Source organism: Paenibacillus sp. FSL M7-0896 (assembly GCF_037975415.1).
Classification (GTDB): domain Bacteria; phylum Bacillota; class Bacilli; order Paenibacillales; family Paenibacillaceae; genus Paenibacillus_AQ; species Paenibacillus_AQ silagei.
In genome coordinates, this window is the sequence record NZ_CP150250.1 from 2,117,140 (window position 1) to 2,131,416 (window position 14,277).

The 14,277-nt window shown below is 57.1% G+C and carries 11 protein-coding genes; 7 read left to right on the forward strand and 4 right to left on the reverse strand.

What is annotated here, in order from left to right:
* Nucleotides 1–94: 94 nt before the first annotated feature.
* Genes MKY12_RS08925 through MKY12_RS08940 form a run of 4 tightly spaced genes read left to right on the forward strand, consistent with a single transcriptional unit; the run spans nucleotide 95 to nucleotide 5,502 of the window.
* Nucleotides 95–1,921, forward strand: a complete 1,827-nt coding sequence (locus MKY12_RS08925) for a histidine kinase (protein WP_339313498.1) — start codon at nucleotides 95–97, stop codon at nucleotides 1,919–1,921.
* The gene (locus MKY12_RS08930) at nucleotides 1,914–3,557 is read left to right on the forward strand and encodes a helix-turn-helix domain-containing protein (protein ID WP_339313500.1); all 1,644 of its coding nucleotides are present in this window, start codon (nucleotides 1,914–1,916) and stop codon (nucleotides 3,555–3,557) included. The genes MKY12_RS08925 and MKY12_RS08930 overlap by 8 nt, the downstream gene beginning before the upstream one ends.
* Nucleotides 3,551–4,330, forward strand: coding sequence for a glucosamine-6-phosphate deaminase (locus MKY12_RS08935; protein WP_339313501.1), 780 nt, complete (start codon nucleotides 3,551–3,553; stop codon nucleotides 4,328–4,330). Before MKY12_RS08930 ends, MKY12_RS08935 begins: the two co-directional genes overlap by 7 nt.
* Nucleotides 4,327–5,502, forward strand: coding sequence for an amidohydrolase family protein (locus MKY12_RS08940; RefSeq protein ID WP_339313502.1), 1,176 nt, complete (start codon nucleotides 4,327–4,329; stop codon nucleotides 5,500–5,502). Before MKY12_RS08935 ends, MKY12_RS08940 begins: the two co-directional genes overlap by 4 nt.
* A 742-nt stretch (nucleotides 5,503–6,244) precedes the next feature.
* Here MKY12_RS08940 and MKY12_RS08945 read toward each other — a convergent pair.
* Entirely contained in the window at nucleotides 6,245–6,814 is a 570-nt protein-coding gene (locus MKY12_RS08945; protein WP_339313504.1) for a YdeI/OmpD-associated family protein, read from the reverse strand.
* Nucleotides 6,815–7,247: 433 nt separating this feature from the next.
* On the opposite strand from MKY12_RS08945, the gene MKY12_RS08950 reads away from it, so the two are divergent.
* Nucleotides 7,248–9,299: a methyl-accepting chemotaxis protein gene (locus MKY12_RS08950; protein WP_339313505.1), complete on the forward strand. Its 2,052-nt coding sequence runs from the start codon at nucleotides 7,248–7,250 to the stop codon at nucleotides 9,297–9,299.
* Here the strand turns inward: MKY12_RS08950 and MKY12_RS08955 are convergent.
* The gene (locus MKY12_RS08955) at nucleotides 9,279–10,178 is read right to left on the reverse strand and encodes an NAD-dependent epimerase/dehydratase family protein (RefSeq protein ID WP_339313506.1); all 900 of its coding nucleotides are present in this window, start codon (nucleotides 10,176–10,178) and stop codon (nucleotides 9,279–9,281) included. The genes MKY12_RS08950 and MKY12_RS08955 overlap by 21 nt on opposite strands.
* 51 nt (nucleotides 10,179–10,229) lie before the next feature.
* Nucleotides 10,230–11,000: an RNA polymerase sigma factor gene (locus tag MKY12_RS08960; RefSeq protein ID WP_339313508.1), complete on the reverse strand. Its 771-nt coding sequence runs from the start codon at nucleotides 10,998–11,000 to the stop codon at nucleotides 10,230–10,232.
* A 90-nt stretch (nucleotides 11,001–11,090) separates the two neighbouring features.
* On the opposite strand from MKY12_RS08960, the gene MKY12_RS08965 reads away from it, so the two are divergent.
* On the forward strand, nucleotides 11,091–11,756 hold the full coding sequence (locus tag MKY12_RS08965; protein WP_339313509.1) for an ATP-dependent Clp protease proteolytic subunit: 666 nt from the start codon (nucleotides 11,091–11,093) through the stop codon (nucleotides 11,754–11,756).
* 19 nt (nucleotides 11,757–11,775) lie between these two features.
* Nucleotides 11,776–11,982, forward strand: a complete 207-nt coding sequence (locus tag MKY12_RS08970; protein WP_036725389.1) for a hypothetical protein — start codon at nucleotides 11,776–11,778, stop codon at nucleotides 11,980–11,982.
* Between the two features lie 319 nt (nucleotides 11,983–12,301).
* Here MKY12_RS08970 and MKY12_RS08975 read toward each other — a convergent pair whose 3' ends face one another.
* Nucleotides 12,302–14,173, reverse strand: a complete 1,872-nt coding sequence (locus tag MKY12_RS08975; RefSeq protein WP_339313510.1) for an acyltransferase — start codon at nucleotides 14,171–14,173, stop codon at nucleotides 12,302–12,304.
* Between the last annotated feature and the right edge of the window lie 104 nt (nucleotides 14,174–14,277).

Sequence of the window (14,277 nt, forward strand, 5' to 3'; positions counted from 1 at the left end):
CCGGAATAATAGATTGAAATGAGCTGCTGGTGGCGGAAAGCTGATATGATAGAGGCATAGAAAACGATAGTCTGATTGTGAAGGAGGATTGCCATTGCTGCCTAGAGGATGGAGACTCGGTTTTCGCAATAAGCTGCTCGTCGCTTCTCTGCTCTGTCTGCTGCTTCCCGCCTCTATTACCTTGTATATCTCCAATTCCTACACCGAGCATATCCTCCGCTCCCAGGTGATTCAGAATGAACGCCGTTCGCTGGAGCAGGAGAGCCTATATATCTCTAACCTTCTCAGCAATATGGTGCTGGTGGCGAATTATATCCAGTTCGACCCCGGCATCACTCTTATTCTCAAAGAAAACTGGCAGCGCAATAAGCTGCACGAGCCTGATACCGCCAAGCACATTCTCGATTTCAAAGAGGTTACGGACAAGCTGAACAGCGTCACTTCCATGATGGAAAAAACGTTCGTCACCGTCCTCACCTCAGATGGACAATATTATTCAAATTATGCTTATGCCAAGCTGGATATCGGCGCACTGCTGAAGCAGCCCTGGATGGAACAAGCCCGCCAGCAGCCTGCCTTCGAGCTGTATTGGGCGGGTGTGCTTGCCAACTATATTCCGACCGCTGCCCCAAGCAGCCCCCAGGTGCTGACCATTGCCAGGAATCTCAAGCTGTCCTCCAATTCAACCTATGCTACCTTGATCATCAGCATCGCCGAGAGCCGGATCAGCCAGATTTTTAATGACAACCGGCAGGGCCAGGAGACGCTGCTGATTGCGCCTGACGGAACCGTTCTTGCCGCCAGGGACAAGACCCGGCTGGGCCGGCCGTTCGCGCTTATGGATGCTGTGAAGCATTCAGAAGGTTCCGGGTTTATGGATTACCGGGGCGAGCAATATCTGCTGAGCAGCCTGGAGATTCCATACGGGAATTACCGGATTGTCAGCCTGTCGCCATACCGTGAGGCCGTGAGCCAGATCAGTGCCACCCACCGCTGGAGCAGTGCCGTGCAGATCGTATCAGGCGCTTTTTTCCTGCTGATTCTGGTTCTGCTGGTCCGGCAGTTCACCAAGCCGGTGATCCGGCTGGATCAGGTGGCAGCACGGGTGGACAGAGGAGAGCTGGGCATCCGCTCAGGTGTCCGCGGCTATGATGAGATCGGACGGCTGGGCAAGTCCTTCGACCATATGCTGGACCGGGTGGAGCGGATGATTATCCAGATCAAGGTGGAGCAGGCGCAGAAGCGCAAGGCCGAGCTGGCCATGCTGCAGTCGCAGATCAATCCCCATTTCCTGTTCAATATTCTGAATTCGATCCGCCTGCGCATCATGATGCGGGGCGATGAGGAGAATGCGGAGCTGCTGTTCTCGCTCTCCCGGCTGCTGCGGATGACCATTCAGCAGCGGGACGAGTACACCACCCTGCATGATGAGCTGCATATTGTCAGGAGTTATGTGGAGCTGCTGAATTTCCGCCAGTCCGAGGAGGTGTCGCTGGATACAGACTGTACTTCGGAGAGCCTTGGCGTGAAGATCCCCCGGTTCCTGCTGCAGCCGGTCATCGAGAATGCCTACATTCATGGTCTGCATCAGGAGAGCGGACGTATTCTGATCCGGACCCGGACGCAGGATCACCGGCTGCTCATCGAGATCGAAGACAACGGGCAGGGGATGGATGAGGTGACCCTGGACCGCCTGCGCGCCGAGTTAAGCTCTGAATGGCAGGAGAAGGAAGCGATGCCGTCCAGCAGATTGGCCCATATCGGCATGTCCAATGTCTATGAGCGGCTGTATCTGACTTACGGTGCAGCCTTCCAGATCACGATTGACAGCCTGCCCGGACAAGGGACGACCTTCCGGTTCGTGTTGCCTGAAGAGATTCCGGATCAAGGCTATGAAAGGGAGAGTGGAAGCGATGTATAGCGTAATGCTGGTAGATGATGATCAGCCGGTACTGGACTTTCTCTCGGCAATGATTCCTTGGGACGAGCTTGGATTAACGCTGCATTCGGCCTGCAAGAATGGTCTGATTGCCCTGGAGAAAGCGCAGGCCGATATGCCTGATATTGTCATTACGGATATTGGCATGCCCTATATGGATGGTCTGGAGCTGATCCGCGAGCTGAAGCTGCGCAGCGAAGAGCTGCGTGTGGTGGTGTTGTCCTGCATGGATGATTTCACATATGCCCAGCAGGCAGTGAAGCTGATGGTGAGCGACTATATCCTGAAGGAGATGATCAGCCGCGAGCTGATTACCGGGCTGCTGCGGGAGCTGGGCGAGGATCTGCGCCGCAGGGATGCGGACAAAGCCCAGACGCTGAAGTGGAAAAGCATGGCCGAGCATCAGAAGGTGCTGCTGAAGCAAAGTGTGCTGCGGCGCATCGCTGCCCGCGAACTGCCGGACAGCGAATGGCGGGCAGACGCCGCCGAGCTGGGAATTATGCCGGATCTCACGGCCCATGTAGCCGTGCTCTGCCGGATCAGCGGCAACGCCGGTGAGAATGAACCGGAGGAGCTTGCACTAATGTCATGGGTGGAATCCGCCGCCGAAGCCGTGCGGCAGGAGGATACCGCTGCCGTGTGCCTGCCTTACAGCGGCCGCGACTGTGTGCTGGTCTTCAGCGGCGGTATGGGCAATGGAGCGGACTCAGGCCATATCTCCATGCTGGGCAGGCTGCGTTCCGCCATTCAAGCGCTGCCGGGGGTTACGGCTTCCTTTCAATATTTATGTATACCGGCGGGCGGCGGGCATTTCCGGGAGGGGATCATTGATCTGCTTAGTCAAGGCCGCGAATATGCCTTCTATCTGAAGCCGGGAGAGCTGAACGGCCTGAAGACGCTTCCGCCGTTCACGGAGGAGGATCTGTTTCTCCATTATGCCGAAGCCTCGCAGGAGATCCGTGAGGCCTTCCTGGAGGAAGCGGCGGACAGGCTTGCGGCCTTGCTGTCGAAATGGATGAATACCATACGTACCAGACGGTATGCGCCGCGCCATGTGAAGGAGTGGATGCTCAAGCTGCTCTACGATAACCAGATGCGGCTGATGGCCCGCCAGCAATACCAGTCCACCTTTTCCCTGGAGCTTCTGCATGATACCCTGACGGCCATTGATCATATTGATCATCTGGAGGAATGGTCTCAGCAGTTCTTCAGCGAACGCCTGCCGGTGATCCGGGAGATGTACCAGGAGACCCGCCGGGATGAGATCAAGAAGGTGAAGCAGTATGTAGACCGCCATCTGAACCGCAAAATCACCCTGGAGGAGGTGGCGGAATACACGCATTTGAATTCGAGCTATTTCAGCCGCCTGTTCAAAAAAGAAACCGGAATGAGCTTCATCCACTATGTCACCCATACCAAAATGGAGCAAGCTAAAGAATGGCTGGACCAGTCTCCGCAAAGTGTGGAGCAGGTAGCGGAGCAGCTTGGATATGAGAATAAAAGCTATTTCACGAAGCTCTTCAAGCTGCATACAGGCACTACGCCCGGAGAGTTCCGGGGGGAGGAAGGCAGCCGGTCTGCACAGACATTAGGCACAAGGAGGCACTACCCATGCTGAACATCAAACCGATTCATACGGAACTGTCGGGCGCTATGCTTGTCCGAGTATACAAGAACCGCTCGCAGCTCGGAGCTGCTGCCGGGCGTGAGGCAGCGGCGGCCATCCGGGCGCTGCTGGCCTCCAAGGCACAGGTGCGGATCGTGTTCGCCGCTGCACCCTCCCAGAATGAATTTCTTGCGGAGCTTGCCGCTGCGCCGGATCTGGACTGGAGCCGGATTACCGCGTTCCATATGGATGAATATATCGGCCTGCCGGCAGGCTCACCACAGAGCTTCGGCAGCTTCCTCCGGGAGGCGCTGTTCGGCAAGGTACGGCCGGGAACGGTCCATTATCTGAACCCTGCCGCCAGCCCGGAAACCGAATGCAAGCGTTACGGACGGCTGCTGGCGGAAGCGCCGATCGATATCGTCTGCCTTGGCATCGGGGAGAATGGTCACCTGGCCTTCAATGATCCGCCTGTGGCAGACTTCAATGACCCGCTTCCTGTGAAGCTGGTGGTACTGGATGAGGTCTGCCGGAACCAGCAGGTGAATGACGGGTGCTTCCCCAGCCTGGCGGAAGTGCCGCAGCAGGCCTTAACGTTGACGATTCCGGTCCTGCTGTCTGCGCAATGGCTGTTCTGCATGGTGCCGGGCGCTTCCAAGCGCGGTGTGGTTACCCGCACACTGCATGAATCCATCTCCACGGCATGTCCGTCCACCATCCTGCGGGAGCACGGGGATTGCCGGATGTTCGTGGACACCGACTCCTTCGGGGCGGTCTTCTCATGAACATTGACGCACTGCATTACCGGACAGGCGAACCCGTTCGGGTTCACGTGGAGGATGGGGCGATTGCTGCCATTGAAGCCTTGGGCATACGGGAGCTGCCGCTGGAGGAACGAGAGGGGCTTCCAATTGTTGCGCCGGGCCTGGTGGATCTGCAGATCAACGGCTATGGCGGATATGATTTCAATCATCCGGCACTGGGGGCAGAGGATGTCAAGAAGGCGGTCCGCGCGGTGTGGAGGGAGGGGGTGACCGGCTTCTACCCGACTGTAATTACAGGCGCTCCGTATACGATTCTCGGAGCGATGCGGGCGATTGCCCGGTCCTGTGAGGAGGATGAGGCCAGCGCTGCGACGATCAAGGGCATCCATCTGGAAGGACCGTTTCTCTCGCCGGAGGACGGGCCGCGCGGGGCACATGCGCTGGAGCATATCCGTCCGCCGGATACGGCCTTGTTCGACCAGTGGCAGGAGGCTTCGGGCGGGCGAATCTCCATTGTGACGCTGTCCCCCGAATGGGAGGGGAGCGCGGAATTCATCCGCCACTGCGTACGGCGGGGAGTGACGGTCTCCATCGGGCATACGTCAGCGGATGCTGCGCAGATTGCCGGGGCGGTTGCCGCCGGAGCGCGGCTGTCCACGCATCTGGGCAATGGCGCCCATGCTATGCTGCCGCGCCATCCGAACTACCTGTGGGCCCAGCTCGCCGCTGATGAGCTGTGGTGCACATTGATCGCCGACGGCTTCCACCTCCCGGATGAGGTGCTGAAGGTGGCGATGAAGGTCAAGGGCCGGCGGGCGCTGCTGGTCAGCGATGCCGTTGCCCTCGCCGGGCTTGCGCCCGGCAGCTATGACACGCCGGTCGGCGGCCGTGTCGTGCTGACCCCGGCGGGCCGGCTGCATCTCGCCGGCGAGCCCGGGCTGCTGGCGGGTTCGGCGCAGATGCTGCTGCGCCACATCGCGCGCCTTAGCGCCGCGGGCCTGGCCAGCCTGCCGGACGCCTGGGACATGGCGTCCGTGCATCCGGCAGGCTTCATGGCCCTGCCTGCGGCCGCGGGCTTGGCGGCCGGAGCGCCGGCGGATCTGGCGCTGATCCGCCGCACCGGGCCGGGTGGCGGCGGGCTTGCGCTGACGGCGCTGTGCCAGGCCGGCGGCTGGGTGTACCGCCGGGAGTGAGTGAGCGGCGGTAAGGTGAGCACAGGCCCCCCGGTTACGGGGGCCTGTTATGATTTGGAAGTGAATCGCTCAAGTTGAACGATTGCAGAGGGCGGGGGTGGCATGGGCTGAGCAAGGGTATGGCTGTTGCGCCAGCGTCTGCTCCACGCCAGTAACATTAATAGTAAATGTATTCGGTTTTCCGTATACATTTCGCTGATCGCCTTCGCGCAGCGAAATGTGTTCGGTTTTCCGCCTACATTGGCTCCGTTCGCCTTCGCGCACCGATTGTTTTCGGTTTTCCGCCTACACTCACACTAGCACCCGCACTATATCCACACTTGCGTCAACGTTTGCGCCAGCGCCTGGACCAGTAGCTGCATCAGCATCAACATATGTATCTGCATTAGCCTCAGCACCAGCCTCACCGTCAACCTCAGCCCCTCCCTCAGGGAACAGTTGGATTTTAGGCACTTGTTCAGGGGCGGAAGGGACCACACCCAATCGTAGTTGGAAAAAAGGCACTTAATATGCTGGCATCAGAGCCTTAGAGGGAGTTTGCACAAGAATAAATGTCATAAATCCAATTAATATCCGCGAACGCTCCAACTGAGCCAGATTAAGCTGCATTTTTCCAACTAATTCCGTATCGTCTAGAAGTAAACCCCAGTTACTTTCAAATCGCATACTTTCAAGTCGCACATCTACATCTACCCGTACCGTTTGCGGAATCCCTCCAGAACGCTAAAGGAGTACAGCAGAACTAATCCTCCAGCAGACGCCTGTTGTCATGCCACTGGCCGTACATTTTGTTAACTCTGGTGTTCTCTATGAATTTGTCCAATCTACGTTGGAACAGCTCCGGCTGGCGGATATAGCTCTGAATGGTGTCGATCCGCACCCGCTGATACAGCGCCGGAAAGGCCAGGAAATGGCGATACACCTGCTCGTCCTCCTTCAATCTCTGTTCAATCAAGGGATCGATTCGAAAAGCTCCGACATCCATATCCGGCAGGCATCGCCGTCCCTCGTCGCGCATCAGCCCCAGCCTCTCCAGCCTTCGGACACGTTCCTTATTCAGCTCAGTCCATGAACTCCGTTTGCTGCGTGGAGACAGCCGTTGCATCAGCTTGCCTTCAGCGTTCACCTTCTTCACCCCGTCAATCCAGCCGAAGCACAGCGCTTCCTCCACGGCGTCCAGATACAGTATTGTCCCCGGGAGCGGCTTCAGACTGACCTCTACCCAGCAAGAGCCCTCTGTGGTGCTATTTGCGATCAGCCACTTTCTCAAATCTTCTCTCGTTGCAGCTTCAAGTCTATTTTCGCTACTCATAGATAGGGTTCATTCCCTTCTGTCTTCTGCTTCCGGCTCTCTGTCTGCCCTCTGCCCGATCGAAATCCTGCACATTATGCAACTTCTCCTTCAATAAAATGCCCCTAATCCGTAATTGTTGCACAAATGACAGCATTCCCTCTACTCTAAGTGGCTAGGCGGCGAGAATTCCTGCATTTTATACAACATTCCTGCCCTTACACCAGTATCCATAAAGCAAAGTTGCAATTAGTGCAACATCCTCCTAATTCCTTAAATTTTGCCGCTTTGTTAACACTTTCGCAACATATTCTTTACGCTCAGCATACACAACTTAAGAGAGTAGTTAATATCCGGCTTTTACAATGAGGTTATTAGCATAATATACCTATTGCATAATCAGGCTTGATATGAAGGGATGATACTTTTGAAGGGGAACCGGCTGCACTTTTCGATGAAATGGAAGCTGATCTTGAGTTTCTCGGCGATTACACTTATTTTTCTGGGCGTGGCTGTGTACCAGGGACATAAAATCAAGCAGGTCGAGCGATCCATGGAACGGCAGAAGAGCGAAATGGAGAATAGAATTACGGTCTCAACCATCACCCAGCAGCTGCAGGAGCTGAACCGTGCGGAGACTTCCTTGGCGGAATCCAGTGACCTGGAGCAGGCAGAGCCCTTGAAGGAGAAGCAGCAGCAGCTGTCCACGGAGCTGGCCAAGGTAAATTTTGAGCTGGGTACGCCTGCTTCTGCGAGTTATAAGCTGCTGTCTGCCCAGGCCGCAGAATACAGCGCTCTGACGAAGGAACTGGTAACCACAATGTCGGACGAGACCCTTGACCCGCTAAGTGTTTTGGAGAAAATCGATGGTATACATACGAAGGCGCTTGCGCTGAATCAGGACATGCTGAAGACTAACGGTGAGCTGTACACCGCTGCTGCTGCCAATGCTGATCAGGCCCAGGGGGTCTCCTTCGCCCTGCTGGATGATACGGTATCCATCGTGACGTACGCTGCGATCGCAGTGTCCCTGTTCATGCTGGTGCTCGCCTGGCTGCTGATCCGCTCGTTCCTGTCACCGGTGCGCAAGCTGCAGGCGGCGCTCAGACAGATCGCGGAGGGCGATTTGCGGCAGCAGATTAACTCCCCGTACAATGATGAGCTGGGACAACTGAGCCATCATTTCGACCATATGGTCAGCAGGGTACAGGGGATGCTGCGGCAGACCTTGTCAGCGGCAGGCTCGCTTGCCGATTACGCGCAATCTTTTCAGGGGTCTTCGGCGGTTACAGCGCATACGAACCAGAATATTGTCAGAACCATCCAGGAGATTTCGCTTGGAGCAGACCAGCAGGCTGTCCAGTCGGAGCAGAGCTCACAGCTGCTGGAGGAGCTGGCCTGCGGGGTTCAGGAGATTGCCGATTATACGGATGTCATGCTGACTACGAGTGAAGCCGCTAACCGGAACAGGCAGCAGGGCTCGGAGACCGTTACGGCGCTGCGCCAGAGCTCCCAGGATTCCCGGATGTCCATCAGCAAGGTCTATGGGGCGCTGGACAAGCTGGTGAGCCAGTCCAAGGATATCTCGCGTATTACCCATTCGATCACCGAAATCTCGAAGCAGACGAATATACTCTCACTGAACGCAGCGATTGAAGCTGCCAGGGCAGGGGCAGCAGGCAAAGGCTTCGCCGTGATTGCCGATGAAGTGCGGCAGTTGTCCGTACAGACGAATGACTCCTCGGTACTTATCAGCAGGATTATTCAGGAGCTTGGGGCCGGTATGGCGGATTTCCAGGGACATATGATGGAGACCCGGGACCGTCTGGAGCAGCAGGACCATCAGGTGGAACAGACCCTGGCTTCCTTCGCCGCTATCGACGAATCGATTACAGGCATCAGCATACAGATCGGGCAAATTCACCACAAGGTGGAACAGACGCGTACCCTCAATTCGCGGCTTGCCGAAGCTGTACATTCTGTTGCGGCTGTAGCTGAGCAGACGGCGGCCGGAGTTCAGGAGGTGAACGCCTCCAGCACCCAGCAGGATCAGGCCATCGGGGACATCGCCAGGCAGGCCGGGGAGATTAATGAAATCTCGCAGCGGCTGTTCCGGGAGATCAATGTGTTCAAAATATCGGAGGCTGCTGAGGCCGGATTCGAGCTGGGAGCAGCGTCTGAGCTAGAGCCAGACCCAGATTCCGATTCAGATTCAAATGCAAGTTCAGCACATGCAGATACAACGGTTCGCGGGATGGTGCAGGAATCGGAAGAGCAGCAGGAAGCGGAGATAGCCGGCGAAATCCAGCCCAAGCTACAGCGGGAGATGCATACGAAGCAGACGGAACAGACAGCAAAAAGGGCAGAAGCCGGAATTCACCAGCCCCTGCCTGCGGGAATACCGGTGCAAGATAAGCCTGCGCCCGGCCTGAGTACGCTTGTTAACGAACCTGATAAAGAGATCTCCAAAGAGCTGGAGGAGGAGCTACTGGTCTTGGCGAAGTGAATGGGTCAGCGAAGAGACCAGCTCCGGGAACCACTCTGATAAGGACAGGAAGCTGAAGCCCGCGCTGCGGGCTTTTGCCGTATCCATGAACCACGATGCACCGATGCCAAAAGGCGATTGGTCCGCTTCCGCCGCCTCACTCTGGAGGATAGCCGCCCTTCCGGTGATTTGTTCAATGATGGAGATCACTCCGCCGATGGTTAATGTACCATCCGAGCAGGCGTTCACCGGTCCCGTGACGGCTGAGCCTTCCCGGCCCAGCCAATACAGGAAATCAGCCGCTTCATCCGAACGGATGAACGAGATCTCCGCCTGCGGATTAGGGATGCCAACCGGCCTTCCCGCCAGAACATGCTCGATGTGAAAATGCAACCGGCGCGTATAATCATCCGTGCCCAGCACAATCGGAAAACGTACCGCAGCCACCGGGAAATCGGCTGTCTGGAGCAGAACGGCTTCGGCTTGTCTTTTGCCTTCCTGGTAACTGATATCCGTCTTCCCGCCAGACTTCAGCGGATAATGCCAAGGATCGAAGTCCGTTTCAGCCAGCGCCTCCAGCTGCGGATCGTACACGGATAAGCTGGAAGTCAGGATATACCGCTTGGCCCGCCCCGCCCAGATCCGCACAGCTGCCGCCGCCTCATCCGGCGTGTAGCAAATGTTATCGTAGACGATATCCCATACAGTGTCCCCGACAGCCTGCTCAAGCGCCGCTTCATCCGTCCGGTCCGCGGCCAGCCGGGTGACACGCTCACCGAAGGAATCCTCTGTTAGGCCCCGGGTCAGAATGGTGACCTCGCTGTCCTGGTCCTGGAGCAGCAGCTCCACCAGCCTTTTGCCGAAAAATCTCGTCCCTCCAAGCACAAGCACCTTCTTCATGGGATCACCTCTCCTAAGCTATAGTCAGAGCTACTGCTCCATTCATCCGTATTATGCAGCCATCCGAAGCTCACCGTATGCAGGCGCTCCATAGGTATATGTGTATCTCGCGTTGTCTGTATACATGGAATACACGGACTGAACCGTAAACGTGCTTACAGCAGCGGTTACCTCCCCGGCGTTCTCCTGGCGGAGCAGCTCCAGCAATACTGGAATCCGCCCTTGCTCATAAGCCTCAGCTAGAGCCCGCAGATAACCCCGGTAATCGGCATCCTGCGGAAGCGCGGGTCCTTCATGTTGGATCAGCTCCTCCCGGACCTTGCTCAAGGCCTGGCGTGCACGGTGCAGCGCCGCTTTTACCGCGCCTTCCGTGGTTGCCAAGAGTCCGGCGGACTCGGCGGCTGAATACCCCAGCACATCGCGGAGGACCCAGGCGGTCCGCTGCGGCGGCGAGAGATGGGCGAGCAGCGCCTGAAAGGTCAGCTCCGTCTCGGTCAGCTCCTCTAGGGCCGCCGCCGCAGAAGCTGGATCGGATGACACTCCAGACCTTTCCATGGCACGGATGAGCGACCCCTGGCGGCGGGAGGCGTCAATCCAGGTATTCTTGGCAATCCGCAGCAGCAGGGCTTCGGGATTGGGGCTGATGGTGAATTTGCGGTAGCCCAGCGCTTTGACCCAGGTCTCCTGCGCCAGATCGTCAGCGTCGAAGCGGGAGCGGGTGAGCGACAGGCAGTAGCGCTGCAGCGTTTTTCCCAGCTCCTGCAGATGTCTTGTCTCCATAGCTATCGTATCGGGTGTCCGGTGATGTTCAAGCATCGTCATAGTGGCCCTCTCCTTCGATGGGTTGTGTTGCTTCTATTATATAAACGAACGGCACAATGTAAAAGATACGCACTCCCGCTATTTCCGCACATGCTGCGTCATCCGTATCTTTTCGCGCAGGCTGACCGTTTACAGGGTATCCACACTAAGACAGATCAGAGGAGGCACACCAGAATGAGCGTAATACCCTATGTGATTGAACAGACGGCTAGAGGAGAGCGGTCCTACGACATCTATTCCCGGCTGCTGAAGGACCGGATTGTATTCGTAGGTGCGGCAATCGATGACGGGCTGGCCAATAGCATTATCGCGCAGTTGCTGTTCCTCGCGGCGGATGAGCCGGAGAAGGATATTCAGATGTTCATTAACAGCCCCGGAGGCTCGACTACCGCAGGCTTCGGTATTTATGATACGATGCAGGTAATTAAACCTCAAGTCAACACGATCTGTACCGGTTTTGCTGCTTCGTTCGCTTCTCTACTGCTGTTGTCAGGCGCTACCGGCAAACGGTCGGCCCTGCCGAACAGCGAGATTATGATCCATCAGCCGCATGGCGGGGCGCAGGGGCAGGCGAGCGATATTGCCATCAGCGCCAGACGTATTCTCCAGATCCGTGAGAAGATTGTCGGGATCACCGCGCAGCGGACCGGACAGCCGCCGGAGAAGGTGGAGAAGGACATGGACCGGGATTATTTCATGTCGGCTGAGGAGGCGCTGGAATACGGAATTATTGACACGATCATCACCCATCTGTGAGACGAAGGAGAGGAAGAGCATGCTGGAAGCGCTGAAGGGACAGGAAGTTCATATTCATTTTTTGGATGGTACTAGTGTTAGGGGAGGCGTACTGGAGGAACTGGATGATCGGTTCGTGAAATACAGTACGGAGTATCAGTCCCTCTACATTCCCATTACCTCGATCCGGGCGGTAGAGCTGCAGACCAAGGAGCGCGAGCGTCCGCGTGTCGGCTTCGGGCAATAACCGGGAGCTGCAGGTAAAAGCGTACAAAACCCCGTCATCCCTGCTCAGAACGAGCGGAGACGACGGGGTTTTTGCGCTTGTATAGGAAATTATAGTTTCCATCTGCTGAGGATAAGGCAGGTGTAGAGGTATGGATAAGCGTTCTTCGAATGATTCGTAGAGTCTGCGTATGACCCGAATGTATGCCAAAAACAGCATACATTGTGGTGGCACGCAGCCTTCTATTTCTCACTGAAACGGTGCAGTCCTTTAAAAGGACGGCAAAGCCGTTCCCACTTGTGCGCGTAAGTTCTGGCAGCCGTATGAACGCCAGTCCCGCTTATACGGATAACGAGAAGGCAGGCTCCAGGCGGTGTACTCCCTTCGGGGAGTAGCCCAGGGCTGAGCTTAACCCGCACAAGTCCGCCAGCAGATAGATAATGCTTAGCCACATCTCCGTGCCTTGCAGGCCGGTCTCCTGCTGCCGGGACAGCTGGAAGGCGAAGCCGCGTCCGGGAACCCAGAAGGGCAGCACTTCGCCGAGCAGCTTCTCCGCCCAAGCGCGGATCTCCGCCTGCCGGTAATCACTCTGCTTCTGGCAGAGCCAGAGCGGGTGGACGACATCCAGCACGTTGCAGGCATTAAGCGCGTCCAGGCGGAAGAAGCGGCGGTCCCGGCTGTGAGCCAGCACGGTATCGATGCTGCGCTCCGGGTACGGCAGGGGCAGACCGAACTGGGCGAAGGTAGCGCGGGTAAGCCGGTAAAAGCCGTTCACCGGCTGCAGCCACCCCTCCTTCGCAGTAGGCAGACCCCACAGCCCGGAGTCCCGGCGGCAATGCGTCGCCAGCCAGCCGAAGAGATCATCCGGGCGCTTGCCGGAGCCGAAGGACTTCAGGTTGTGATAGAGGCCAGTAGCATAGCAGTCGATCCAGTCGCCGGCGCCCCAGGCATTGTCTGTCCATGGCAGACTATTAAGCTGCTGATACAGTGTAACGGTATCCATATTCTCGGCAACGGCAACGGGATGGGGCAGAGCAGACCCTAACACCTCCAGCGCGTAGCCTACAGCGAGAAGATGATAACGCGAGAGATGATCAGCTAACCGCTCCGGCTGATTCTCCGGTCCGGGCGGCGACCACGGGTCGGGCAATAATCCGGTCCGGCTATCCTGGAACTGCTCTAATGTGGTGATCAGCTCTTCCTTCGTCCAGCCAGGCGGCAGACTGCCGAACATTGCAGCAATCTCCACAGCATCGCAGTAGGCCCGTACGGTCCGCCCCGCTCCCGGCCGGTCCTGGAACAGCTTCTCTCCCTCGATCGTTTCGGAGTAGAACTCCAGCAGGGAAGTTAGCTGCTCCTGCACCTGCTTGCTGAAGTCTGCCAACAGTCCATAAAGTGTCCTAAAAGAGGGGGAAACTCCATCACCCGGCCCTGCGTTATCTCCCGCTGGCTCAACGCCCTCGCCGAACAGTTCAACGCCTGTCTCCAACCGCTCACCGTTTTTCCCCAGCCCCTTCCTTCCTTCCTCCCTCTGCCCAGATTCTCCCCCCAAATTAGCCTCCTCAATTCCCATTGCATCCTTCATCTTCATCACTGATTCCTCCTTGTCCTTGGTGGGCTCAGCCGTTGCAGCTGCCTCCCCGGCCAGACGGCTGCGGATCAGCTTGGCCGGATTGCCGCCGACAATGCTGTACGCCGGCACATCGCGGGTTACTACCGCCCCCGCCGCAACAATGCTGTGCGAGCCGATCCGCACCCCGTCAAGAATCACGGCATTAGCCCCGATCCACACATCATCTCCTATGACAATGCCCTTGACTGTCAAAGGCTGGCGGAAGACCGGAACATCCGTCACGGCGTAGCCGTGATTGAAGCCGTATAGACTTGCATGGGAAGCGATCCGCACGCCATTACCCATGGTAATATCGCCTGACAATATGCTATAGCTGTTCATAGAGCAGTCGCTGCCTGTGACCAGCCGTGTGCTGCGGATAATCGCACCTCCTGCAATGTAGCTCCGGTCGCCGAGCGCCAGCTGATCCGGCAGCACGATGGCTTGCGGCGAGACGAAGCAGGCTTCTCCGAAGGTGCAGGGATAATCCGCAGCAAGCTGCTGCTGGTACCGGTCCTGCTGAAGCCGTTCTTGTTCGGACAAGCCAATCCAAGGCATGTAATCCAGGGCTTGTGCCGGGGTGGACAGGGTTTCAGTCATCTGGTATCTCTCCTTCATCATTCCAGCCGTTAATGTCCTAAGTGTAGCAATGAATGCAGGGGAGTGGCATGGTATAATGAACAGAATTGGCATGTCAAAAACGC

Coding starts and splice junctions, on each gene's coding strand:
- MKY12_RS08935 (WP_339313501.1), top strand. CDS start 3,551: ATGCTGAACATCAAACCGATTCATACGGAACTGTCGGGCGCTATGCTT.
- MKY12_RS08960 (WP_339313508.1), bottom strand. CDS start 11,000: ATGACGATGCTTGAACATCACCGGACACCCGATACGATAGCTATGGAG.
- MKY12_RS08975 (WP_339313510.1), bottom strand. CDS start 14,173: ATGACTGAAACCCTGTCCACCCCGGCACAAGCCCTGGATTACATGCCT.
- MKY12_RS08950 (WP_339313505.1), top strand. CDS start 7,248: ATGAAATGGAAGCTGATCTTGAGTTTCTCGGCGATTACACTTATTTTT.
- MKY12_RS08945 (WP_339313504.1), bottom strand. CDS start 6,814: ATGAGTAGCGAAAATAGACTTGAAGCTGCAACGAGAGAAGATTTGAGA.
- MKY12_RS08955 (WP_339313506.1), bottom strand. CDS start 10,178: ATGAAGAAGGTGCTTGTGCTTGGAGGGACGAGATTTTTCGGCAAAAGG.
- MKY12_RS08965 (WP_339313509.1), top strand. CDS start 11,091: ATGCTGCGTCATCCGTATCTTTTCGCGCAGGCTGACCGTTTACAGGGT.
- MKY12_RS08940 (WP_339313502.1), top strand. CDS start 4,327: ATGAACATTGACGCACTGCATTACCGGACAGGCGAACCCGTTCGGGTT.
- MKY12_RS08970 (WP_036725389.1), top strand. CDS start 11,776: ATGCTGGAAGCGCTGAAGGGACAGGAAGTTCATATTCATTTTTTGGAT.
- MKY12_RS08930 (WP_339313500.1), top strand. CDS start 1,914: ATGTATAGCGTAATGCTGGTAGATGATGATCAGCCGGTACTGGACTTT.